Annotated in this window: 22 protein-coding genes; 5 read left to right on the top strand and 17 right to left on the bottom strand. The window is 62.0% G+C overall.

The features are described from left to right. Positions 1–56: 56 nt before the first annotated feature. A complete protein-coding gene (locus tag BLR20_RS01290) occupies positions 57–338 on the bottom strand; it encodes a hypothetical protein (protein WP_003315714.1) in 282 nt (93 codons plus the stop codon). 56 nt (positions 339–394) lie between these two features. Continuing rightward, positions 395–1,000: an arylesterase gene (locus tag BLR20_RS01285; RefSeq protein ID WP_010440639.1), complete on the bottom strand. Its 606-nt coding sequence runs from the start codon at positions 998–1,000 to the stop codon at positions 395–397. Positions 1,001–1,010: 10 nt separating this feature from the next. Here BLR20_RS01285 and BLR20_RS01280 point away from each other — a divergent pair, with 10 nt between their 5' ends. Beyond that, entirely contained in the window at positions 1,011–1,694 is a 684-nt protein-coding gene (locus BLR20_RS01280) for an ABC transporter ATP-binding protein (protein ID WP_003406778.1), read from the top strand. Then, positions 1,694–4,210, top strand: coding sequence for an ABC transporter permease (locus BLR20_RS01275; protein WP_054993928.1), 2,517 nt, complete (start codon positions 1,694–1,696; stop codon positions 4,208–4,210). Before BLR20_RS01280 ends, BLR20_RS01275 begins: the two co-directional genes overlap by 1 nt. Before the next feature lie 195 nt (positions 4,211–4,405). Here BLR20_RS01275 and greB read toward each other — a convergent pair whose 3' ends face one another. The 5 genes from greB to BLR20_RS01250 form a co-directional block, all read right to left on the bottom strand. Beyond that, positions 4,406–4,879, bottom strand: coding sequence for a transcription elongation factor GreB (gene greB, locus BLR20_RS01270; RefSeq protein ID WP_010440634.1), 474 nt, complete (start codon positions 4,877–4,879; stop codon positions 4,406–4,408). Between the two features lie 47 nt (positions 4,880–4,926). After that, positions 4,927–5,256, bottom strand: coding sequence for a hypothetical protein (locus tag BLR20_RS01265; RefSeq protein WP_010440631.1), 330 nt, complete (start codon positions 5,254–5,256; stop codon positions 4,927–4,929). Positions 5,257–5,359: 103 nt separating this feature from the next. After that, positions 5,360–5,668, bottom strand: coding sequence for a class I SAM-dependent methyltransferase (locus BLR20_RS01260; RefSeq protein WP_054993929.1), 309 nt, complete (start codon positions 5,666–5,668; stop codon positions 5,360–5,362). A gap of 244 nt (positions 5,669–5,912) precedes the next feature. Beyond that, positions 5,913–6,347 carry a DoxX family protein gene (locus BLR20_RS01255; protein ID WP_003316619.1) on the bottom strand — a complete coding sequence of 145 codons (435 nt, stop codon included), beginning with the start codon at positions 6,345–6,347 and terminating at the stop codon, positions 5,913–5,915. A 112-nt stretch (positions 6,348–6,459) separates the two neighbouring features. Next, positions 6,460–7,881, bottom strand: coding sequence for an MltF family protein (locus BLR20_RS01250; protein ID WP_054993930.1), 1,422 nt, complete (start codon positions 7,879–7,881; stop codon positions 6,460–6,462). 180 nt (positions 7,882–8,061) lie between these two features. Here BLR20_RS01250 and BLR20_RS01245 point away from each other — a divergent pair, with 180 nt between their 5' ends. The 3 genes from BLR20_RS01245 to BLR20_RS01235 all read left to right on the top strand — a co-directional run bounded on the left by BLR20_RS01245 (position 8,062) and on the right by BLR20_RS01235 (position 10,810). Continuing rightward, positions 8,062–8,901, top strand: a complete 840-nt coding sequence (locus tag BLR20_RS01245; protein ID WP_054993931.1) for a TatD family hydrolase — start codon at positions 8,062–8,064, stop codon at positions 8,899–8,901. Positions 8,902–8,984: 83 nt separating this feature from the next. Beyond that, positions 8,985–10,460 carry a methyl-accepting chemotaxis protein gene (locus BLR20_RS01240; RefSeq protein ID WP_010440620.1) on the top strand — a complete coding sequence of 492 codons (1,476 nt, stop codon included), beginning with the start codon at positions 8,985–8,987 and terminating at the stop codon, positions 10,458–10,460. Between the two features lie 107 nt (positions 10,461–10,567). Continuing rightward, positions 10,568–10,810: a hypothetical protein gene (locus BLR20_RS01235; protein ID WP_010440619.1), complete on the top strand. Its 243-nt coding sequence runs from the start codon at positions 10,568–10,570 to the stop codon at positions 10,808–10,810. A gap of 12 nt (positions 10,811–10,822) precedes the next feature. Here BLR20_RS01235 and BLR20_RS01230 read toward each other — a convergent pair whose 3' ends face one another. The 10 genes from BLR20_RS01230 to kdpB form a co-directional block, all read right to left on the bottom strand. Continuing rightward, the gene (locus BLR20_RS01230; protein WP_032614523.1) at positions 10,823–11,620 is read right to left on the bottom strand and encodes an acyl-CoA thioesterase; all 798 of its coding nucleotides are present in this window, start codon (positions 11,618–11,620) and stop codon (positions 10,823–10,825) included. Between the two features lie 119 nt (positions 11,621–11,739). Continuing rightward, positions 11,740–12,501, bottom strand: coding sequence for a CHAD domain-containing protein (locus BLR20_RS01225; RefSeq protein WP_074594294.1), 762 nt, complete (start codon positions 12,499–12,501; stop codon positions 11,740–11,742). Positions 12,502–12,525: 24 nt separating this feature from the next. Further along, positions 12,526–14,535, bottom strand: coding sequence for a transglutaminase TgpA family protein (locus BLR20_RS01220; RefSeq protein WP_054993933.1), 2,010 nt, complete (start codon positions 14,533–14,535; stop codon positions 12,526–12,528). Beyond that, the gene (locus BLR20_RS01215) at positions 14,532–15,515 is read right to left on the bottom strand and encodes a DUF58 domain-containing protein (protein WP_074594291.1); all 984 of its coding nucleotides are present in this window, start codon (positions 15,513–15,515) and stop codon (positions 14,532–14,534) included. Before BLR20_RS01215 ends, BLR20_RS01220 begins: the two co-directional genes overlap by 4 nt. Continuing rightward, a complete protein-coding gene (locus BLR20_RS01210) occupies positions 15,485–16,402 on the bottom strand; it encodes an AAA family ATPase (RefSeq protein WP_010440612.1) in 918 nt (305 codons plus the stop codon). The genes BLR20_RS01215 and BLR20_RS01210 overlap by 31 nt, the downstream gene beginning before the upstream one ends. Positions 16,403–16,906: 504 nt before the next feature. Beyond that, positions 16,907–17,185 carry a lipoprotein gene (locus BLR20_RS01200; RefSeq protein WP_003316607.1) on the bottom strand — a complete coding sequence of 93 codons (279 nt, stop codon included), beginning with the start codon at positions 17,183–17,185 and terminating at the stop codon, positions 16,907–16,909. A 96-nt stretch (positions 17,186–17,281) separates the two neighbouring features. Next, entirely contained in the window at positions 17,282–17,974 is a 693-nt protein-coding gene (locus BLR20_RS01195) for a response regulator (RefSeq protein WP_032614516.1), read from the bottom strand. Positions 17,975–18,029: 55 nt separating this feature from the next. Then, the gene (locus BLR20_RS01190) at positions 18,030–20,693 is read right to left on the bottom strand and encodes a sensor histidine kinase (RefSeq protein ID WP_054993935.1); all 2,664 of its coding nucleotides are present in this window, start codon (positions 20,691–20,693) and stop codon (positions 18,030–18,032) included. Positions 20,694–20,759: 66 nt separating this feature from the next. Then, positions 20,760–21,332, bottom strand: coding sequence for a potassium-transporting ATPase subunit KdpC (gene kdpC / locus BLR20_RS01185; RefSeq protein ID WP_054993936.1), 573 nt, complete (start codon positions 21,330–21,332; stop codon positions 20,760–20,762). Between the two features lie 54 nt (positions 21,333–21,386). Further along, a complete protein-coding gene (kdpB, locus tag BLR20_RS01180) occupies positions 21,387–23,465 on the bottom strand; it encodes a potassium-transporting ATPase subunit KdpB (protein ID WP_412778633.1) in 2,079 nt (692 codons plus the stop codon). Positions 23,466–23,476: the final 11 nt, after the last annotated feature.

Genomic DNA, 23,476 nt, shown 5'->3' with positions numbered 1-23,476 from the left:
ACCGGCACTTGCCGGATCGGGGATATCTGCGGCCGGCATTCAGGCAGTCATGACAGCTAGAGTTCAGGCCAGATCGGATTCATCCCCCTGCGCTGAGCGTCCATGATGGCCTTGCACAAGGGGCACAGACGCTCATCGCGCATGGCCTGCAGTTCGACGGCGCGCATTTGCGGCTGGGCCGGCAACAACGTGCCACACAATGTACGGTCGATCGAACCGCCCAGCTCCAACTGGCGAGCGATCAGATGGACGCGCACTTCCTGACAGGCGAACAGATCCAGCTGCTCATCGGGTTCAAGCATTTGATAGGCATACAGGGACCAGGCGGGACGCGGCATGGGGGGCTCCAGATCGGGGGCGCCACATTAGCCGAAAGCCCCCGCCCGGGAAAGCCTCAAAGCAGCGGTTTCAGGCTCGGCCAGACATTTTCCAGCAACTTGCCCTGAGCGGTAGCCGCCGGATGCAGACCATCAGCCTGCATCAGTTCAGGCACCCCGCCTACACCTTCCAGAAAGAAGGGCACGAAGGGGACCTTTTTCTCCTTCGCCAGGTTGCTGTAAACCTCTTCAAAGGCCTTGGTGTAACGTGGCCCGTAGTTGGGCGGGATACGCATGCCCAACAACAGCACCTTGGCACCCGCCGCCTGCGAGCGGTCGATCATCGATGAAAGGTTTTGTTGCAATTGAGCGGGCTGCTGGCCGCGCAGGCCGTCGTTGCCGCCCAACTCCAGAATAACCAGTTCCGGCTTATGCTCTGCAAGCAGCGCAGGCAGACGCGCCTGGCCGCCTGCACTGGTGTCGCCACTGATCGACGCATTGACCACCTTGTCGTCGAATCCCTCCTTGCTCAGACGCTGTTCCAGCAGGCTGACCCACCCCACGCGGGTATCCAGCCCGAAAGCCGCACTGATACTATCCCCAACGATCAATACCGTGCCCGCCAACGCGCCCTGTGACAGCAGCAGTAACCCCAGGCCAGCACTTAAAAACAACGCACGCATCGGATTCTCCATGAGTGAAAGTATTCTCAGTGCCCAAAGCCTCAGCAAAGTAGTCCCCAGCACCGAAGGTGACCTGACCATCCTGCACGAACTCTCCCTGGAACTAAACAAGGGCGACACGCTGGCCATCGTCGGCGCCTCCGGTTCGGGCAAATCTACCCTGCTCGGCTTGCTAGCCGGGCTGGACCTGCCCAGCGCCGGTTCGGTCATCCTTTCGGGGCGCAACCTCAGCGAACTGGATGAAGACCAGCGCGCCAGAGTGCGGGCCGAGCACGTCGGGTTCGTGTTTCAGTCGTTCCAGTTGCTCGACAGCCTGAACGCGCTGGAAAACGTCATGCTGCCGATGGAGCTCGAAGGCCGCAAAGACGCCCGCGAAAAGGCTCGCGACCTGCTGGAGCGGGTGGGCCTTGGCCAGCGCCTGACCCACACGCCGCGTCAGTTGTCCGGTGGCGAACAGCAACGGGTCGCCATTGCCCGTGCCTTCGCTGCCGACCCCGACGTGCTGTTCGCCGACGAACCCACCGGCAACCTCGACAGTCACACCGGCGAACGCATCAGCGACCTGCTCTTCGAACTGAACAAGGAGCGCAACACCACGCTAGTGCTGGTCACTCACGATGAGCGTCTGGCGCATCGCTGCCGTCGCCTTATCCGTCTTGAAGGGGGCCGACTGGTCGCCCCGCTGGAGCCTTGATGGCACGTTTGCCTTTTGCCCGCCTGCTGAGCCTCGCTGTCCGCCAACTGATGCGCGATGCCCGCGCAGGAGAGTTGCGGGTGTTGTTCTTTGCCCTTCTGGTCGCCGTGGCGGCGAGCACCGCCATCGGTTATTTCGGCGCCCGTCTGAACGGCGCGATGCTGCTGCGGGCGACCGAGTTCCTGGGCGCCGATCTGATTCTTGAAGGCTCGAGCCCGGCGCGTGCCGAGCAGGTCGAAGAAGGCAAACGCCTGCAACTCAAGCATGCGCAGATCGTGGTCTTTTCCAGCGTGATTGCGACCGATGCGGGTATCCAGCTGTCGAGCATCAAGGCGGTGGACGACGCTTACCCATTGCGCGGCGAACTGAAAAGTGCCGCAGACTTGTACCAGCCGGAACAGGCTGGCAGCGGTCCGCAACCGGGTGAAGCCTGGGTCGAGGCACGCCTGCTTCCTGCGGTCGACCTGAAGGTCGGAGACGACCTCGACGTCGGCTCCAAAACCTTGAAACTGACCCGCATACTGACTTATGAGCCAGACCGGGCAGGCAACTTCTACAGCCTGACGCCGCGGGTGATGATAAACCTGCAGGACCTCGCTGCCACCGGTGTTGTGCAGCCGGGCAGCCGGGTCACCTATCGGGAAATGTGGAGCGGCCCGCCGCAGGCACTGGCAGCCTACCGCAAAGCCATCGAACCGGGTCTTGAGCCGCATCAGGAAATCAAGGACGCCCGCGATGGCAGCCAGCAGATTGGCGGCGCATTGGGCAAGGCCGAACGTTATCTGAATATGGCAAGTCTGGTCGCCGTCTTGCTGGCGGGCGTTGCCGTGGCGCTGTCGGCATCCCGATTCGCCGCACGGCGCTTCGATGCCAGCGCCCTGCTGCGCTGCCTTGGACTGTCGCGCGGTGAGGCGATGACCTTGTTCAGCCTGCAACTGGCGATCATCGGCTTGCTGGCCAGTCTGAGCGGTGCCTTGCTGGGCTGGCTTGCACAACTCGGGCTGTTCGCGCTGCTGCAGAATCTGCTTCCGGCGACCGTTCCGCCAGGCGGTGTGTTGCCTGCGCTGGCCGGCATGGGCACCGGGCTCGTAGCGCTGGCCGGCTTCGCCCTGCCGCCGCTGGCTGCACTGGGTCGCGTACCGCCGCTGCGCGTGTTGCGCCGCGACATGCTGCCAATCCCCGCCAGCTCCTGGCTTGTGTATGGCGCAGCGCTGCTCGCGCTGGGCCTGATCATGTGGCGCCTGAGCCTGGACCTGGTGCTGACCTTCGCCCTGCTGGGTGGCGGTATCGTCGCTGCGCTGCTGCTCGGCAGTCTGCTGTTACTGGCGCTCAACAGCCTGCGCCGTCTGCTCTCCGGTGCCTCGCTGCCCTGGCGACTGGGCCTGGGGCAACTGCTGCGTTACCCGCTGGCCGCTGCCGGCCAGTCACTGGCTTTCGGTCTGATCCTACTGTCGATGGGCTTGATCGCGCTGCTGCGCGGTGAGCTGCTCGACACTTGGCAAAATCAGCTGCCCAAGGATGCACCGAACTATTTCGTGCTCAACGTACTGCCGGACGATAAAGAAAACTTCGCCCAGACCCTGAGCAAGCTGTCCACTCACGCGGCGCCCCTTTACCCGGTGGTGCCAGGACGCCTGACCAGCATCAACGGTGAACCGGTCAGCAACTTCGTGACCAAGGATTCGCGCGGTGAAAATGCCACGCGTCGCGACCTCAGCCTGACCTGGGCCGCCGAACTTCCCGAGGGCAACACCCTGACTGCCGGCAGTTGGTGGAAGTCGCTGCCTGCCGCCGGGCAAAGCGACGCAACGCCCGGTGTCTCGATCGAGGCCAAACTGGCCGACAGCCTGAAAATCAAACTGGGCGACCGCCTGAGCTTCATTGTCGGCGGACTGACCCGCGAAGCCGTGGTCACCAGCCTCAGAGACGTGAACTGGGATACCTTCCAGCCCAACTTCTTCATGATTTTCCAGCCGGGCACCCTCGCTGACTTGCCGACTACCTACCTGACCAGCTTCTACCTGCCACCCGGTCAGGACAAGCAGATCGTCGAGCTGTCACGCGCTTACCCGTCCATCAGCATTCTGGGTGTAGAAGCCCTGCTGGCACAGGTACGCAGCATCCTCGATCAGGTCACCCTGGCCGTGCAGTTCGTCCTGCTGTTCGTGCTGGCCGCCGGTATCGCTGTGCTGTTTTCCGGATTGCAGGCCACGCTGGACGAACGCATCCGGCAAGGCGCACTGCTGCGCGCACTGGGCGCAGAGCGAGCACTGCTGATCAAGTCACGACGCATCGAATTCGGGTTGCTGGGGGCCGCCAGCGGCGTACTGGCGGCCCTGGGTTGTGAACTGGTGAGCTTCGTACTGTACCGCTACGCCTTCTCACTGGAATGGCAACCGCACCCGTGGCTGCTGCTGCTCCCGGTCATCGGCGCCCTGCTGGTCGGTGGTGCAGGCGTATTCGGCACCCGTCGTGCACTCAACGTCAGCCCGCTGACCGTGCTGCGCGAGGGTTGAGGCTGATAACTGGTCTGTGACGCGGAGCGTCAAGAACAAGAGTTGTCCGGCTGGGCGCTCATCTTTCCTGTGGGGAGTGACCGGGGCGGCGATCCGTATTGCTCACGAAGACGATGGTGCAGACGCCCCATTTCGGTTGCTGCACCGGCCTCTTCGCGAGCAAGCTCGCTCCCACGGGGCGTGTACGCGGGGGCTTCACTTCACGTAATCAATCGAATTCACGAACCACAGCTTCTCGCCCTCAGGCGTATTGACCAGCACCTCGTCGCCCACTTCCTTCTTCAGCAAGGCGCGCGCCATGGGCGAGTCGATGGAGATGTAGTCGTTGCGCCCATAGATCTCGTCATAACCGACAATGCGGAATTTCTTTAGATCGCCCGCTTCGTTCTCGATCTCGACCCAGGCACCGAAGAACACCCGCCCTTCCTGCTCCGGCGAATACTGCACCACACGCATGTCTTCGAGACGCTTGCGCAGGTAGCGCACGCGTCGGTCGATCTCGCGCAGCAGCTTCTTGTTGTACTGATAATCCGCGTTTTCGCTGCGATCCCCGAGCGATGCCGCCCAGGCAACCTTTTGAGTGATGTCGGGCCGGTGCTCTCGCCACAGATAATCGAGTTCTTTCTTCAGGGCTTCATGCCCGTCGCGGGTGATGATCTTTGTACTCAAGAAGTTTCTCCAGCCCTGCGAAAATCAGTTCGACAGGCAATAAAGATTCAGCGTCGCGCCACCTCGTGCTGGATGCAGCCGTCGTAATAGACCTTGGTCACCGCATCAGGCTTCAGCCGCGACTCGCTGTCGTAGGTCTGCTCCGTGATACGCAATGCCATGGGCCGCATCCATTGTTTGGCGAACTTGCGCGCCTGCAGTTTCTGCCGCGCGCCATAGCGGGTAACGCCTGACAGCTTGGAGGCCTGTGCACCGCCCGCAATGGTCGAACCCCAACGACACAGATAACGCTCGTTTTCCGTCGCATTTCTGGCCTGAACGGAAAAAGCCAGCCCGGAAAGCGTCAGGCACGCCAGAGCACAATAGACCAAACGCATGCGAAAACCACCTAATCCTTTGATAAGGCGGCGATTTTGCCTGTCCGTTCACACCTCGGGGGCCAGCAATATGCCTTCTATGCCAATTGGCTGACTCAGGCGTTCAACCCAGCGTAATCAGGCCCTGCCGGGCAATGCGGGTCAGGTCACGAATCACCTGCCCTACATCCTCAGCCTGCGGCGATTGCACCACGGCGAGGTCGAACTGATCGTCGGCAAAATGGCTCAGCGACTGATGGGTCTCGACGAACTGGATCAGAAACGCACAGGAGCCGCCACGCCGACGCGGCCAGCCGTCGAGATAGCGCAACAGCGTGGGCTGATGGGAGCCGCTGAGGAGGATCTTCGGATTCTTGCGTGACAAGACCGTGCTGATCGGGGAAAGACGAATGAGGGGGCGCAGGTTGTTCATGGTTGTTTCTCTGCCTCGCAAGATCCGCTGGGCAGCGGTGAGAGGCAACACCGAACCAACGTTTTAGCGGTATTTCGACAAGACTTCAGCCTCGTCAGGCGCCCCGCAAGTAGTTGTTAAATCGGCGCTTGAGCACGCATCCTAGAGAAACGTCCCATTCATTGTCAATTGCCATTCATGGCGGGTGCCTGCAAACGCACAAGGCCCGCTACAAGAGCGGGCATTGCACAGCAAGCGTAGCCGGTTATCGGGCGATGATACGGTCCAGCGACAACTTGCCTGCACCTTCGATGAGTACCGCTACGGCACCGCCAAGCAGTGCCAGCGCGTACTCGTAGCCGTTGTTGGCCATGAAGAAGCCGTTGTGGATGTGCACGGTGAAGATCGCCACTAGCAACAGAAGGATCACCACGACCGCAGCGGGACGAGCCAGCAGCCCCAGCAGCAAGCCCAGGCCACCAAAGAATTCGGCGCTGCCCGACATCAGCGCCATCAGGTAACCCGGCGTCAGGCCCAGGCTTTCCATGTACTGCGCAGTGCCTTCGAGGCCATAACCACCGAAGGCGCCGAACAGTTTCTGGCTGCCGTGCGCGATGAACGCGATACCGACGATGACGCGCAGGACAGTCAGGCCGTAACCGGCACGAGTGGTGAGGACCGACTTGATCAATGTGTTCATGGAGGACTTTCCGTGAGTGATGGGTGATTAACAGCGAGTGGCGCCATGATAATCAAATTCACTTATGTAAAAACCGCAAATAACGGCGTATAAAAATCGAATAAATCGATCTTTAGCGTTTTACCGCTGGTTTAGGCCCGCTCTTTTCCAGCGAGTCGCGCTCGCGATCAAAGGCCAGGTAGTACTTGTTCACGCTGTTCACGAACGCCACGACATTGGCACCGCCCTGCTCCATCGCCACACGCTCGGTCTGGAAGAACCACTGGTTCGGATTCAGCCCGCGACGCCGCGCTTCCTCGCGCATACCCTGCACGCGCTCAGGTCCCAGGTTATAGGCGGCCATCACGAATGCCATGCGCTCGCGTTCGTTGACCCGTTTACTGGAGAAATACTTGCGCTGGATCAGCGCCATGTAGCGCGACCCGGCACGGATGTTGTCGTCAGCGCTCTGGATGCTCGGCACGCCAACGCTTTTCGCTGCCGACGGAGTGATCTGCAACAGGCCTGTCGCGCCGCCACTGCCCTTGGCAGTCGGGTCGAGTTTGGATTCCTTGAACGCGAGGGCAGCCAGGTCGAGCCAGTCCATGCCCTGCGCATCGGCATGGCGCTGTAGCATCGGACGCAGTTGCTCCAGTCGCTGCAGATTATTGCGCACCAACGGGTTGTTGACCTTGTAGGTGTTCTTGTACGCCTGGGCGAACACCTGATCCTGCTGGGCCGACGGCTTATAGTCTTTGAGGAAATCATCGACACTGGCGCGCAGCTGGGTGGCGTTGTCACGTACGAACCAGCTGATATCTCCGTGGGTGGGCAGGGTCAGGCCGCGTTCGATGCGCAGTTTGGGCATGATCCTCGCCCAGCGCTCGGCAATCGGCTGCTCGACCAGCGTCATCGGGTAAATCCCGGCCTGGACCATTTCCAGTACATCCTCGACGGCCAGACTGGGGTCGACCCATTCGATTTTTGCCAGGGGCAGCTTGCGCAGCTCCAGTTGTCGATTGACCTGATGCAAGGCTTCGTCGGCAGCACTGCCGGTGGGCAGGCTCAGTGTCTTTCCGGACAACTGATCCACACGCCGCACACTGCGCTGACCACGAATGCCGACCAGCACCAGAGGCACGTCATGAACGATCGGTGCGCTGGCCTGAATGCCCTTGGCGTCGCTGACATCGAGCAGCTCGCCGGGCGCGATCATGTCGCCTTCTCCGCGCTGCAAAGCGGTGAGCAGCTGGTTCTTGGCCTTGGGGATGACCTTGATCGTGACCTTCTGCCCCGCACGGGAATGACTGTTGAGGTACTGTTCGAAGGCTTGCAGGCGATGGTATTCGACGCCGATTTCCTGACCCTTGACGTCGCCGGAGCTGTTACGACTTTGATTGACCAGCACACGCAGCACCTTGCTGCTGCGAATCGCCGGCAAATCGCGCACCTGCACAGTGTGCTGCACGACCTCGGGACCGGTCTGACGAGCAGAAACCTGCAAGGGCAGCAGCGGTAACAGACACAGCAAAGACACGAGCGCGGATCGGATCATTCACTTCCCCAGGGCAATGCCGGAAAGAAACAGGAAAAAGGAAATCTTGAGGTCACGCAGCAGCATCGAGCAGCGAAGGAAATCGTTGAACCTTCAGGTTCAATCGCTTGAATACCCAGCGTTTTCTTGTTGTGGCCAGAGCTCTGGTATGCTCGACAGCCTTCAGCTGGAGGTAGCACCATGCAACTCATCGACATCGGCGTCAATCTGACCAACGCAAGCTTCGCCTCGCAGCGACAGGCGGTACTCGACCGCGCCTATGCCGCAGGCGTCGAGCAACTGGTGGTAACCGGCACCAGTGTCGAGGGCAGCGAACACGCGCTGCAGTTGTGTCACGAGCTGGATGAAAGCGCGCAACGCCTGTTCTGCACGGCGGGTATCCACCCGCATTCAGCCAGCGATTGGACCGGCGACACCGAGAAACAGTTGCATGCCCTGCTCAAGGAAAATCGCGTTCGCGCCGTGGGTGAATGCGGCCTGGATTACAATCGCGATTTCTCGCCTCGTCCCCAGCAGGAAAAGGTCCTGGAGGCGCACCTGGCCATGGCCGTGGAACTGCAATTACCGGTGTTCCTCCACGAGCGCGACGCCAATCAGCGGCTGCTGGAGATTCTGCGCGACTACCGCGACCGCCTGCCCGCGGCAGTCGTGCACTGCTTTACCGGCGAGCGCGCCGCGCTGTTCAGTTACCTGGACCTGGATCTGCATATCGGCATCACCGGCTGGATCTGCGACGAACGACGCGGCACCCACCTCCACGCGCTGGTGGGCAACATCCCTCGCGGCCGGCTGATGCTGGAAAGCGATGCGCCCTACCTGCTGCCACGCAGCCTGCGCCCCAAGCCGAAAAACGGTCGCAACGAACCGGCTTACCTGCCGGAAGTCTTGCGCGAAGTGGCCTTGCACCGGGGCGAAACGCAGGAAGATCTCGCACGCCACAGCACTGATTGCGCGCGGCAGTTTTTCGCCTTGCCAGTGCTGAAGAAAAACCCAGAAGATGAAAATCTGCAGCTTTCTTGACCCGCATCAAGGGTCTCTTCGTTGGCTGAGGCACAGTGATGGCATCTTGCTGCCACCTCACCGATTACCGAAGAAGACCACTCATGGGCTCATGGCTTGCCAACCTGTCACTGAAATATAAGTTCTGGGCCGTCAACGCGGTCGCTTTCGTCACAACACTGTTGCTGGTGCTGTACGCCATGCAAACGGAGCAACAGGCGCGCACGGATGCGTCGCGCCAGGCAGCACAAGCACAGGCGCGCCTGCTGGCCGCCTGGCCGGTCGACGCAGCGCTGCCCTCCAGCGATGCATTGCTGACTTACCGCCAGGGCCAGACACCGGTTTTCGATAGCCTTGCGCTGCCGGAACTGGCTGACGCCCGCGACTGGGTTGCGCTGGAAAAACCCGCCGGCGATCGATGGCTGAGCGGTGCGCAGATCATCACCCGCGGCGCCGAACAACGGATTGCGCTACTGGCATTCACCCCGACCTTCATGCAGATCCTGCTGGATCGCTTCACGCATTACGCGATTGCGGTTTTCGTGCTGATGTTATTGATGCTCTGTGCCTCGCAACTGCTGATCCGCTTTCTGCTCAGCCAGCTCAACGCGCTCAAGGATGTGATGCTGCACGTGGAAAAAAGCGGTGACCTGGCTGCCCGTGTTCCCAACCGCAGTGACGATGAGGTCGGGCAGATGGCCAAGGCTTTCAATGCCATGCAGGCCGGTTATCAGCGAGTGGTCAACACCGTTTCGCAAACTGCTGGCCGCCTCGATCAGGGCGCCGCGCATCTGGCGGCGGGCATGAAGGAGGTGCGCCTGGGCATGCTCGGCCAGCAAAGCGAAACCGATCAGGTGGCGACGGCCATCAACGAGATGACTGCCACTGTCCATCACATTGCCCAGCACGCTACGGCCACCCGTGATCAGTCGCAGACGGCTGACGCGCTGGCAGGCAGCGGCAAGGTGGTGGTCGACCGCGTGCAGGTGTCCATCGCGGGGCTTTCCAGCGGCGTGCAGCAAACGGCGGAAATGATCCAGCGCATGGCCGAAGACAGTCAGAAGATCAACAGTGTGGTCAACGTCATCCACAGCATTGCCGAGCAGACCAACCTGCTCGCCCTCAACGCAGCCATCGAGGCCGCACGCGCCGGGGAAATGGGTCGGGGCTTTGCCGTGGTCGCCGACGAGGTACGCAATCTGGCGAAGCGGGTGCAGACCTCCACCGATGAAATCACCACGATGGTCTCGACCCTGCAAAGCGGCACCCGCGATGCCGTGGATTTCATGCAGGAAAGCTCGTACAAGGCCGATGAGTGCGTGCAGCAGGCCCGGGAAGCCGGTGATGCACTGGCGGCGATTGCCGGTGCCGTGGCCCAGATGCGCGAAAGCAACACGCAGATCGCCGTCGCTGCCCAGCAGCAGAGCCAGGTCGCCGAGGAGATGAACCGTGCGGTGGTGAGTATCCGCGATGTTACCGAACGCACGGTGATCCAGACGGTTGACTCCGCCAGCACCAGTGACGAACTGGCCACGCTGGCAGGCGAACTGAATGCCGCCATAGGCCAGCTCAAGCTGTAACAGGCTATCACCGCGATAGACAGGCTTGACTCGTCAGCCACCTGCGCGCGGGCCTACCCTTCAGGCATTGAACGACGCTTTACGCGTTACCTGAAGAGGACCGCATCATGAACAAGCCACTTTCCGATCTGCAGTTGAATCAATGGCGTGACAGCAACGACAGTCAGGAGCACTCGACCAGTCTGGCCCTGTACCTGATCGCCGTACCGCTGTTCATTCTGGCGGCCCTGCTGATCCTCAACGGCCTGTTTTCCGAAAGCCTTTCATCGGTTGCCATCGGCGTTATCGGCCTGGTGGCGGCGCTGGCTTTCCAGCGCCAGGACGCCGCGCGGGCTGCTCGCAAACCTTGATGAGGATACCGGTCAGCCAAACACGGTGACCGTCTGGCGACTGATTGCGATCAGCTCGCCGTCGGGGCTCCACAATGCCGCGGCGGTATGACCATAGCCATCGCGGGCATGCTCGATGACTGCGCGGTAGCTGCACCACTGCTGGGTATCGAGCGACGGTTGGGGCTGGACGAACTCAATAGTCCAGGTCAGTGAACTGCCGGGTGCCGGCTTGTCCAGGTGCGGCAACACCGCAGGCGGCCAGGTGTCCACCAGGGCCAGAATGTGCGCTTCGCTCATGGGCGTGGCGTGCGGTTCATCGCGAAAGCGCACGTAGCCGCCAATCGCCGGTGATGGGGTATTGCTGAACGGCATGCCGCCCAACGCCCAGCGGATATCCATGAAACGTAGGTAATCAGGCATCACGCCGCTGGCGAAAGGCAGGTCCGGGCATTCTTCCACCGGTTTGAGGAGCGGCGCGGCCTCTGCGGCAAAGGTGATCATTGATTCCCGAGGGGCACCGAAGCTGCCTTGTATCAGGGTCATCACTTGACCGTTCTGCATGGCGCGTCCAAGCACCTGACTGACTGCTTTGCCATGGCGCAGGATGTCGACCTCGAAAGCAATTGGCACTCCGGGGGCGGCCGGCCCGACAAAGGTAATTGCCAGCGAGCGAACCGGCCGCCCTTCGGGCACCTCTGCACGCATCGCTTCGTAGGTCAGCGCAGCCATCAGCCCGCCAAAGCAGGCACGCCCCTGCGACCATTCGGCAGGGATCGTGACAGAGCGCGGATCACGACGCAGCGCATCGATCAGTTCGGAAAAGGTCATGCTCACTCCACACGTCAACACACAAGGGGATGGATGATAACCATCCTCTTAGTTGACGACAGGCCGCATAATGGCCATTTTTGCGGCCTGAATGACTTGCCTCACGACAAATTACCGGATCAGAAGCAGGCCTTGGCCAAGCGTTTCAGCGACGCTTCGGCCTTGCGTTCGGCACGGACTATGCCTATTTGCCAGCCCGGCACGCAGGGTGCCAGATCGGGCTGCTCCGCAGCCTGCGCCAGCCATTGCAGATGATCGTGCCAGTCGCCCAGTTCGCCTTGTGCGGATTTGAGCCGGGCGCGCATATTTTTGGGCTGGTGGCTGAGTTGTGGATAGGCTTCAGCAGCGTATCGCACGCGCTTGATCAGCAAGCGAAGGTCATGCCGATCGTGCCCCGGCTCGGCGATGGCCACACGCAGCTTGTGCCATTGCTTGTCCATGCGTTTTTCAATGGTCTTGCGCAGCCCCCGCAACATGCCCTGGCGCTGCTGCAGGCGCAGCATTTCCGGGAACCGGTCAATCAGCTTGAGCAGACGGGTCAGCTCGGGCGAGCTGGCGACCTTTGGGCAGGAGGTTTCCAGGTAGCGGTTGCGTGTAAACGCGGCCTCGTTCAAACCCTGCTCTTCAAGAAACCCGGCGAGCACCTGCATGTCACGCAGCGGCGTGGTCAGTTGGCCGACCGCCTTGGCCGCCTCTTCCAGCTCTGCCGCACTCGGATTTTCCCGCAGGGGCCGCAGTACGCTGCGCAGACGACGCACCGTGGTACGTAAATCGTGCAGCGCTTCGCTGTCAGTCGAAACAGCAAGACGTGCCTGACACGCGAGCAATTTGACATCCAGCGCCAGCACTTCGGCGACTAGATGATCCACCATTGAAGACATGCAATTCCCCTTCGACATACTGATTCATGAATGCCTGTCCCTGACGGCTGACAACCTCCATGGCAGACCACGGCGCAGTGTACTCAGTGCCTGCCTCAAGCGGCTTGCCGAGGCCAGCCGCCCAGCGTAGCGCTGCGCCTGAAATTCGCGGATGAAACCTTCAATGGCCTCGGCATGCTGCGGAAAATTGAGCACCGCCCTGCGGCAGAATGCGTCAGCGCCTTCACCCGGCATACGACGCAGACCATGGCGGGCGAGCAAGCGTTCAAAGGCGTTGAACACGCGCAGTTGCGAGTCGCTTTCGCGTTGCCAGGGTTTGAACAGCCATAACGCCACCAGGCCCAGTGAAAACAGGGTCCCCAGGATAAAAGCCGGCGCCTGGAACCCTGAAAACCAGCGACCAAGAATTTGTAACTGCTGTTGTCCCTGATAGCCCAGCACCCAGCGCTGCCAGCCGTAATTAAGGTTATCCCAACTGAGGCGCAGGGCGTTGACCCAAGGCACGTTGCGGTAGCGCAACGCTGAATAGGGCGAATCCTGCAGAAACGCTTCGTCCGCGGCCAGCGCCTGCTCCAGACCTTGCTCGATACGTTGCGGCGCCACGGCTGCAGTCGGGTCGACGCTGCGCCAGCCCACGCCCGGCTGCCAGTATTCCACCCAGGCATGCGCGTCGAACTGGCGGACAGTCAGGTACTGCCCTTCAGGGTTCACTTCGCCGCCCTGATACCCGGCCACCACCCGTGCCGGAATGCCCGCCGCGCGCAGGACAAAGGTCATGGCACCGGCGTAGTGGGCGCAAAAACCCTGACGACTGGCAAACAGGAATTCATCGATGCTGTCATTGCCCAGTGGCACCGGCTTGAGGGTGTAGTGAAACGGCTGATCGCTGAAGTAACCGAGCATCGCCGCGACCATGGCGTCAGGAGTGGCGTAGCGACGGCGCAGTTCATCGGCCCATTGCCGCGCCTGATCGTTGCCCTTGGCAGGCAATTGCAGGTCCTGACGCTGGATCTGCTCGCTGGACAGCGGATCACGGACACTCTGCGGCCATGAGTTGACGGCGTACAGCAGCGACTGCTCGACGGGGCGTCTGCGCTGCAGGCGGAAGTCGCTCATCTGCCGCACGTCCGGCAAGGTGGTCTCTGCCACGTCGAGGCTCGGCAACCAGGGCCGGCCGCTGGCTTCCATGACAACGCTGTAAACCAACGGCTCACCGCGCTTCTCCCACTGCGCAATCTGTACGGTCTGGGCGCGGGCCGACTGCGACCAGCGACGCCCATCGAACTGCTCAAGGGTCAGACCGCGCCAGTACAGCTGATTGCGCGCCGGGATCGGCCCTTCAAAACTGGCGCGAAACACCAGCGCGGGCGATTTGCTCAGCTCCGCCATGTCGCCGGGTGCCATGTTGTCCGAGAGGCCGGTGACGCCTTTGTTGCTCGGCTGCGGCAGCGACCAGAGGGGGTCCAGACGCGGAAAGAACAGAAACAGCAGGAGCATCAACGGCAGTGCCTGCGCCATGAGCTTGAATGCCAGCTTGAGCGTGTCCGCCGACCTGCTAGCCAGGTCCGAGTGTTGCAGGCCGATCAGCGCTGCCAGCAGTGCGCCGACCGGCAGCAGACTGAAGAGCGCCCACAGCAGGTTGTCTTCAAACAGATAGCCGACCGCCACGCAGAAGAAGCCGAGAAAAATCAGCACGCGCGCGTCACGGCGATTGTTCATTTCCAGCATTTTCAGAACGAATGCGGCCACCAGTAACGCAGCCCCTGCATCCAGCCCGACCAGGCTGCCGCGTGCCAGATAAACGCCACCTGCGGTGCCTACCAGCAACCCGGACTTGACCCAGGTGCCGGGCAATCGCACGCGCATCCTGAACGCCTGAACGCGCCACACCGTGCAACCGAGCCAGAGGATCATGATCGACACCGGGACATGCAACGCGAACGGCAACACCACCAGTGCCTGCGCTACCAGCAGCCAGGTAAGGCTGACACGCGGAATGGGCGTGGCGGCAACTGCCTTGACCTTGGCGTTCATGATCGATGGCCGTACAGCGCAAGGGCGCGCAGGCAGACTTCGCGGTGCGCATCACCGCTGTCCACCGCCGACAGAAAGCCCGGCAGCCGCAGGGCAAACGGCTGCTGCCGCTGCGACAGCTCCAGCACCCAATAACACAGGCGCGACAGACGCTCCTCGATACCCCCGCCCAGCGCCATGAAGTCCAGGCACAGGTCATGACCACTGAGGTCGGTGAAATCCTTGATCAGCAGCCCCTGCCCGCGGGAATACGCTTTCCAGTGCAGACGACTGCGATTGTCACCCGGCTGGTAGCTGCGCAGGCCCTGATAATCATCGACGCCGGCCCCTTGAGTGGCATGGCCATCGTCCTCGGCATGCGGTTGCACGCCCTTGAGCAGCGGCATGGCTCCGGACAATGGCCGAGGATAGATCAAGGCGCTCAGCTCCAGGTCGAGCCAGCTCCAGGCGCGAAAGATGCCCAGCGGAAACACGCTCTCGATCCGCAGCCTCGGCGCGTGCAGCCAGCCGCGCTTTTCGGCGGGCAGAGTCAGTTCCAGGTCGGTCAGCGCCCTGGGCAGTACGTCGCCTGACTGCAACGCTGTCGCGCTCCAACCCAACCCCAATGCATGGTGAGCCTGACCGGCACTTTCCAGACGCAGGCGCAATTGCACCGGCTCGCCGACGAATACCGAACGCGCCACGCCTGCACTCAGAATCAGACCGCTGACGTTGCGGTAGGTGTGCAGGATGGCCAGCACGCCTATCGACAGCAGTAGAAAGGTCAACCCGTAGGCCAGGCTGTTCTGATAATTGATCGCTACCAGCAGCATGAGCACCAGCACTAACGCGTAAATCATGCCGGTGCGTGTCGGCATGATGAAAATGCGCCGGTGGTCGAGGGTAATGCGTGACGCTGGAGGAATTCGCCTCGACAGCCAGCGTTGCCAGAGCGGTTTGAGCGGTTCGATCAAAGCGCGGGCACCTCGCGCAACAGCCACTGCACCAGCGCACCGCCGCCATGCCCGGTCGGATCGCTGCGTTCACGCAAGCGGTGGCCGATCACCGATGGCAGCACCGCCTGCACGTCCTCGGGAATCACATACTCACGCCCCAGCAACATCGCCCACGCCCGTGCTGCAGCCAGAACCGCCAGGCTCGCCCTGGGTGAAAGTCCGTAGGCGAACTGCGGCTGACTGCGCGTCGCCTCGACCAGTCGCAGGACATAATCAACCAGCGCGTCACTGGCGCGCACCTGCCGCGCCTGCGCCTGAAGCTGACCAAGCAGGGCGTGATCCAGAATCGGTTGCAGACGCGGCAACAGTTCGCGGCGCGACTCGCCCAGCAGCAAGGCTTTCTCTGCGGCTCTGGCCGGGTAGCCCATGGAAATGCGCATCATGAACCTGTCCAGTTGCGACTCGGGCAAGGCAAAAGTGCCGCCGGAACTGAACGGGTTCTGAGTCGCAATCACAAAGAATGGATCGGGCAACAGACGCGTCGCGCCTTCGATGGACACCTGCCCTTCTTCCATGGCTTCCAGCAACGCGCTCTGGCTCTTGGGCGTGGCGCGGTTGATCTCGTCGGCGAGCACCAGCTCGGCGAAAATCGGCCCCGGGTGAAAAGTGAACTGGCCACTGTCCCGATCAAATACCGAAGTCCCCAGGATGTCACCCGGCAGCAAGTCAGAAGTGAACTGAATGCGCTGATAACTCAGACCGAGAATTTTCGCCAGCGCATGACTCAGGGTGGTCTTGCCCATCCCCGGCAAGTCCTCGATCAGCAAATGCCCGCCACCGATCAGACACGTCATCGCCAACCGTACCTGCGCCTCCTTGCCCAGCACCACTTCATTGATCGCGCTCAGGCACGCATCGAGTTTTCTACCCATCAAAAGCCCCTTCCGGCAACTGCGTCATGACTGTGGGACTGCAAGCGATGCTAGTGTCCGAACACTTTAAAGTGAGCGTAGGCCGTTTCGCCAGAGTTGGTTAGGCCTACTGTCTCGCCAGGCTGAAGATTTGTGACGCGGAGCGTCACGAACGGCATCCGCACGCGGAGCGTGGGGACGATAATCATCAGTTCCCGAGCCGTGCCTTTAGCCCAATTGCTCTAAAGCGCTTTTCGACCACGATGGTACTGACGACGCAGGGTGCGACATGAGTGACAGGGCGAAGGAACCCGACGAAGTCGGGCCGGAAACAGGAGCGAAAGGCTTTGGTTACTTTGGCTTCATCAAAGTAACTCGCCGAGGGGCGGAAAGGTGCCTTGAGCCAGATGGAGAAATCACTGAAGCGACAGAACCGCTGTTTGACGCAGGGCGTCACGAAATGCATTGCCACGCGGAGCGTGGGAGCGATAGCCAGTGCTCCCATGCCCCGGAATCGTCAACTTATCAACGGCCAGCGCGGGACTCACGGATATAGAAGCGGGCTTTTTCGGATTTTTCGGTGCAGCCTTCAAACGCTTCAAACTGCTGCTGAGTCTTGGCGCCCGTCAGCAGCGACAAGGCCTTGGAGTAACTGACCGTTCCGGCGAAGCCTTCAGCCTTGGCCAGATCAAGCTCATGCCAGGCAGCGTCGAGCTGAGTGGCACAGCTGTCGCGATATCCGGTCTTGCCAGCACAACCTGCAAGAACCAAAACAAGCAATGGCAGACAGATAAGGGCTTTCATGCGGGTGTTACCTCAAGAGTGAACAGGGAGTGTGCGGCTTTGACGGTGCGGGGCAGTAAAAGTGCCGCAGCACGGGGCTATGCTCGCTTTTTTCATCTAGTGATCAGCCAGCAGACGATACCCTATTCCAGGCTCGGTGAGGATGAATCGGGGAGCGGTCGGATCGTCCGCCAGCTTCTGTCGCAAATGCCCCACCACGATACGCAGATAGTGACTGTCTTCGGTGTGCGTAGGCCCCCAGATATCCTTGAGCAATTGTTGCTGGGTAATGACACGTCCGGGATGCCGCGCCAGTTGCGCCAGCACCGCGTATTCCTTGCGGGTCAGCGCCACTTCCTGCTCATCGAGCAGCACGCGCCGGTAGGCCAGATCCACCGTGAGAGGGCCGAAACGCAAGGCAGACTCGGGCTTGTCGTTGCCCGACACCTGCCTGAGCAATGCGCGGATCCTGGCCAGAAACTCCTGAATGCCAAACGGCTTGGTCACGTAATCGTTGGCCCCCGCGTCCAGCGCCTGGACTTTCTGTGCCTCGCTGGCACGTACTGAAAGCACCAGCACGGGCACTGCCGACCACTCGCGAAACTCGCTCAGCACTTGCTGACCGTCCATGTCCGGCAGCCCAAGGTCGAGCACCAGCAAGTCCGGCTTGTTCAGCGCTGCCTGGGTCAGCCCCTCCGCGCCTGTCGCGGCCTCCAGTACCTTGTAGCCCTGGGACGCGAGACTGATACGCAGGAATTTGCGAATCTGCGGTTCGTCGTCGATCACCAGAATAGTTGCCGTCTGACTCATGATCACCGTGCCATTTCAATGCAGCCAATGGACATTAGCGTAACCGATGATCGACTCAAGCTGGCTCCTCCATTTCGGCGTCCGGCTGCGCCTGTAATGGCAGAAACAGGGTGATGCGCGTGCCCAGCCCGTCGATACCTTCCTCGACAGTCAGTCGCCCGCCATGCGCACCGATCATGCCCTGACAGATCGCCAACCCTAGCCCGGTACCCTGCCCGCCACGGTCACCGCGTGCGGCGGTGTAAAACATGTCGAAGATTTTCGCCCGCTCGTCCTCGGGGATACCCGGCCCTTCGTCACTCACCGAGAAGAACAGCTCGCTGTCAACCACGCCCGCCGCCACCTGCAAGCGCCCGCCAAGGGGAGAAAAGCGTGCGGCGTTCTCCAGCACGTTGACCAGCGCCTGCTCGATCAACGCCGCGTGGACGTACAGTAACGGCAGCTCGCCGGTCACCTGGGTGCTGACCTGCAATGGCGCCAGTACGGCACGCAGCCGGTTCAGCGCGCTGCCGACGATATCGGCGGGCGACACCCAGTCGCGGGCGAGCTTCAGGGCGCCATGCCCCAGACGCGTCATGTCCAGCAGGTTCTGGATATAGCGGTCCAGGCGCTCGGCTTCGTCACGAGTGCCCTCCAGCAGCTCGCGGCGGTCCTCCAGTGGAATGGCTTCACCCAACGCCAGCAGGCTGTCGATGCTGCCGCGCATCGAGGTCAGCGGCGTGCGCAGGTCGTGGGACACCGAAGCCAGCAAGGCGCTGCGCAGCTGCTCGGTTTCGCCGTGCAGACGGGCGGCTTCAAGCTCTTGGGCCAATTGCGCACGGGCCAGGGCCTGCGCCAGTGGCTGGGTGAGCGCGGCCAGCAGACGTCGATGCTGCGCGGTGAACGACTGGCCTTCGCGCGCGCAGACCCCCAATAGAGCCAACGGCCCTTCTTCTGCGGTGATCGGCCACCACCACCAGCGTCCAGACGGCAAGGTGCCAGTGCCACTGCCCGCGGGTTGATCGTGCTTCCAGGCCCAGTCGGCGGCAGCACGCTCGGCTTCAGAGAAAGTCAGCGGGCCGCCGGTTTCGACCACCCAGCCGCCCTCTGCGTCGCGGTCGACCAGACACAGGTGCAGTTCCTTCCAGCCGGAAAAATGCTGTTCGGCGGCGCTGAACACCGCTTTGCCGTCAGTGGCGGCGGTCATCTTGCGTGACAGGTCGAGCAGTTCGCTGGTTTGCTCCTGGGTATCGCGCAGCGCTTGCAGTTGCCTGCGTTGGCGCGCCGCCAGTTTGCCGGTCAGGGCCGACATCAGCAGGAAAAACAGCAGTGTCAGCACGTCTTCTTCGCGCTGGATATTCAGCGAAAAACTCGGCGGAATGAACAGAAAGTCATACGCCAGGAACGATAACCCGGCACACGCCAGCGCCGGGCCCATGCTGCTGCGCACAGCGACCAGCAATACCGCGGCGAGAAAGATCAAGGAAATATTAGGCAGCGCCAACACGCCTGCAACTCCCCAGGCGACCAGACTGGCGACCAGCGTAGCGATGACTGCCAGGCCGTAATCGAACCACACCACTTCGCGAGCCGGGCGCGCGCGCGGCGGTTGATCGGGCAGCTCTTCGCTGTCGTCAAGCACCGAGATTTCCAGCCCGTGCCCTTCGCGCAGCAAACGCGCGGCAACACCACCGCCGAAGACTTTGCGCCGCCAGTGCCGGCGCGACTGGCCGACCAGCACCACACTGGCGCGCCGCTCGATGGCGTGCTGCACCAGCGTTCGGGCGACCTCCCCGGCGCGCAACGAAACCGCCTCGCCGCCGAGCCGCTCGGCCAGTTGTTGAGCGCTTTGCAGACGCGCGCGGGACTGCTCGTCCAGCGTCTGCCCGTCGTCGACGTGCACCGCACTCCACGGCAGATGGCGACGCTGGGCCACCCGGCTGGCGTGGCGCACCAGACGCTCGGCGTGCATGTCGCCATCAATGCCGACCAGCATCCGCCCGCGCACCGCCGGAGCGGACTGACCCAACTGCCGGTAGCCCTGCGCCAGATCGTTATCGACCTGCGCCGCTGCGGTCTGCATGGCCATTTCGCGCAGCGCAGTGAGGTTGGTCTGGGTAAAAAAGGCGTCGATGGCCGCGCGCGCCTGCTCCGGCACGTAGACCTTGCCGTCGCGCAGGCGCTCCAGCAGTTCACGAGGCGGCAGGTCGATCAGCACCAGATCAAAGGCTTCCTGCAACACCCAGTCCGGCAGCGTTTCGCGCACCTGCACGCCGGTGATGCCGCGCACCTGGTCATTCAGACTTTCCAGGTGCTGGACGTTGACGGTGGTATACACATCGATGCCGGCGGCGAGCAGTTCCTGAATATCCTGCCAGCGTTTCGCGTGTCGACTGCCGGGCGCATTGGTGTGCGCCAGTTCGTCGACCAGTACCAGGCTCGGCGCAGCCTTGAGCAGCGCGTCGAGGTCCATTTCTTCGAGGGTCATGCCGCGATAATCAGTGCGCAGCAAGGGCTGTTGCGGCAGACCGTTGAGCAGCGCCTCGGTTTCCGCGCGGCCATGGGTTTCCACCACGCCCGTCAGCACCTTCACGCCCTGACGCAGCTGCGCGTGGGCTGCCTGAAGCATTGCGTAGGTCTTGCCTACGCCTGGCGCAGCGCCGAGGAAAACCTTCAGCCGCCCGCGCCCTTCGCGGGGCAACTGGGCCAGCAATGCATCAGCTCGACCGGAATCACTCAAGTGGGTTACCGCCTTTTCTTTATTACTGTCAGCATAGTTAATCTGTTGCAGGCACCGCGCCGTTTGTTACAGCTGCGCGCTGCGCGGTGCAGACGGTAACTGATTCAGGCTCATATTCAAGGCCAATACGTTGACCACTGGCGGGCCAATCAGCGGACGCTGGGTATTGGCTTCAATCAGCGCCTGCACTTTGTCCAGCGGCAATTGGCGCGCCGCTGCAACGCGACCGGCCTGCCAGGCAACCGCTTCAGGCGACAGGTGCGGGTCGAGTCCGCTGCCGGAGGTGGTCAGCAAGGCCAGTGGCACCGGCCCCTGCGAGTCGTTGGCCAGTTTCGCGGCGTCCTCTTTCACGCGTGTCGCCAGCGCCGGGTTGCTCGGCGCGAAGTTACTTGCGCCACTGGCCACGGTCGCGAATGCGCCGGCCGAAGGGCGCGACTGAAACCACTCATCACCGGTGAACGACTGGGCGATCAGTGCCGAGCCGCGCACCTTGCCTGATGCGTCATACACCAGGCTGCCATTGGCCTGCGCCGGAAACGCCACTTGCGCAACACCGGTGACCACCAGTGGGTAGGCCACGCCGGTGATCAGGCCCATCAACACGATCAGGCTCAAGGCCGGACGCAATACATTGGACATCTGCACATCCTCAATCAGGTGAGGCTGCACGCCGACCGGCGTGCAGCACAGGCTTCAAACAAGGCCCAGAGCGACCAGCAGCATGTCGATCAGCTTGATACCGATAAACGGCACAACGATGCCGCCCAGGCCATAGATCAGCAGGTTGCGGCGCAGCAAGTGAGCGGCGCTTGCCGCCTGAACGCGCACACCACGCAGGGCCAGCGGGATCAGTACGACGATGATCAGCGCATTGAACACGATGGCCGAGACAATCGCGCTCTGCGGGCTGGCCAGCTTCATGACGTTGAGCACGCCCAGTTGCGGGTAGATCGAGGCAAACAGCGCGGGCAGTACGGCGAAGTACTTGGCCACGTCGTTGGCAATCGAAAAGGTGGTCAGCGCACCGCGGGTGACCAGCAACTCCTTGCCGATCTGCACCACGTCCAGCAACTTGGTGGGGTCGCTGTCGAGGTCAACCATGTTCGCCGCTTCGCGAGCGGCCTGGGTGCCGTCGTTCATCGCCATGCCGACGTCTGCCTGGGCCAGTGCAGGTGCATCGTTGGCACCGTCGCCACACATTGCCACCAGTCGCCCTTCGCCCTGCTCCTGGCGAATTCGCTCCAGTTTTTTCTCCGGCGTGGCTTCGGCCAGAACGTCGTCGACACCGGCCTCCGCAGCAATCGCTGCGGCAGTCAGCGGGTTGTCGCCGGTGACCATTACGGTACGGATACCCAGTTTGCGCAGCTCTTCGAAACGCTCGCGAATGCCCGGCTTGACCACGTCCTTGAGATGAATCGCACCCAATAGCCGCCCGTTGGCACACACCAGTAACGGTGTGCCGCCGGTCTTGGCGATCTTTTCGACCTCACGGGCCAGTACCGGCGGCAGCTCGCTGCGCTGCATGTCGATAAAGGCCAGCAGCGAATCCACCGCGCCTTTGCGGTAAACGTGGCCCTGGTAATCAACGCCGGACAGACGTGTGTCAGCGCTGAACGGTACGGCAGTCACCGAGCTCAGGGTCGGCTCGTTCATCGGGTGCAGGTTGCGCAGGAACTCGACGATGGATTTGCCTTCTGCCGTATCGTCGGCCAGCGAGGCCAGCAAAGCACCCTCGCCCAGTTCCTTCGGGGTCACGCCCGGCGCTGCATACACAGCAGCGCAACGACGGTTGCCGAAGGTGATGGTGCCGGTCTTGTCCAGCAGCAGTACGTGTACATCGCCCGCGGCTTCCACGGCACGACCGGATTTGGCGATCACATTGAGGCGCACCAGGCGGTCCATACCGGCGATGCCGATGGCCGACAGCAGGCCGCCAATGGTGGTCGGAATCAATGTCACCAGCAGCGCCACCAGAAACACCAGCGGCAGGCTGCCACCAGCGAAGTGGGCGAATGGCTGCAAGGTGATGACCACCAGCAGGAAGATCAGCGTGAGGCCGATCAGCAGAATATCCAGCGCCACCTCGTTAGGGGTTTTCTGCCGTTTGGCACCTTCGACCAGCGCGATCATGCGGTCCAGCGTCGATTCGCCGGGGTTGGCGCTGATGCGAATCAGCAGCCAGTCCGAGACCAGCCGGGTGTTGCCGGTCACGGCCGAGCGGTCGCCGCCGGATTCGCGAATCACTGGCGCGGATTCGCCGGTAATCGCGGCCTCGTTGACCGCAGCGATGCCTTCGATGACTTCGCCATCACCGGGAATCATTTCGCCGATTTCGACGCGCACCACATCGCCCTTGCGCAACTCGCTGGCATTGATGATGCGCAGGCTGCCGTTGTCGTCCCTGATACGGGCCTTGAGCCCTTCGCTGCCCGCCTTGAGACTATCGGCACGGGCCTTGCCACGGCCCTCGGCCAGCGCTTCGGCGAAGTTGGCGAACAGCACGGTGAACCACAACCACAGGGCAATCTGCACGCAGACCGAAGTCGGCACCTGCGGGTTGGGGATCACACACAGTACGGTGGTCAGAATGGCAGTCAGTTCCACCACCAGCATGACCGGTGAGCGTTTGAGCTGACGCGGGTCGAGCTTGACGAACGCCTGCACCAGCGCCGGACGCCACAGGGCAGCGATGCCGGTTTTTGCCGACTCGGTGGCCTGCGATTCGGTGGCGTTCGCAGCAGCGTTTTTTGCAGCGTTATTTGCAGGATTAATAGGTAAGTTCA

This window comes from Pseudomonas congelans (assembly GCF_900103225.1).
GTDB classification, from domain to species: domain Bacteria; phylum Pseudomonadota; class Gammaproteobacteria; order Pseudomonadales; family Pseudomonadaceae; genus Aquipseudomonas; species Aquipseudomonas congelans.
Note: the sequence above shows the minus strand (reverse complement) of the source record. Positions and strands in the feature narration are given on the sequence as shown.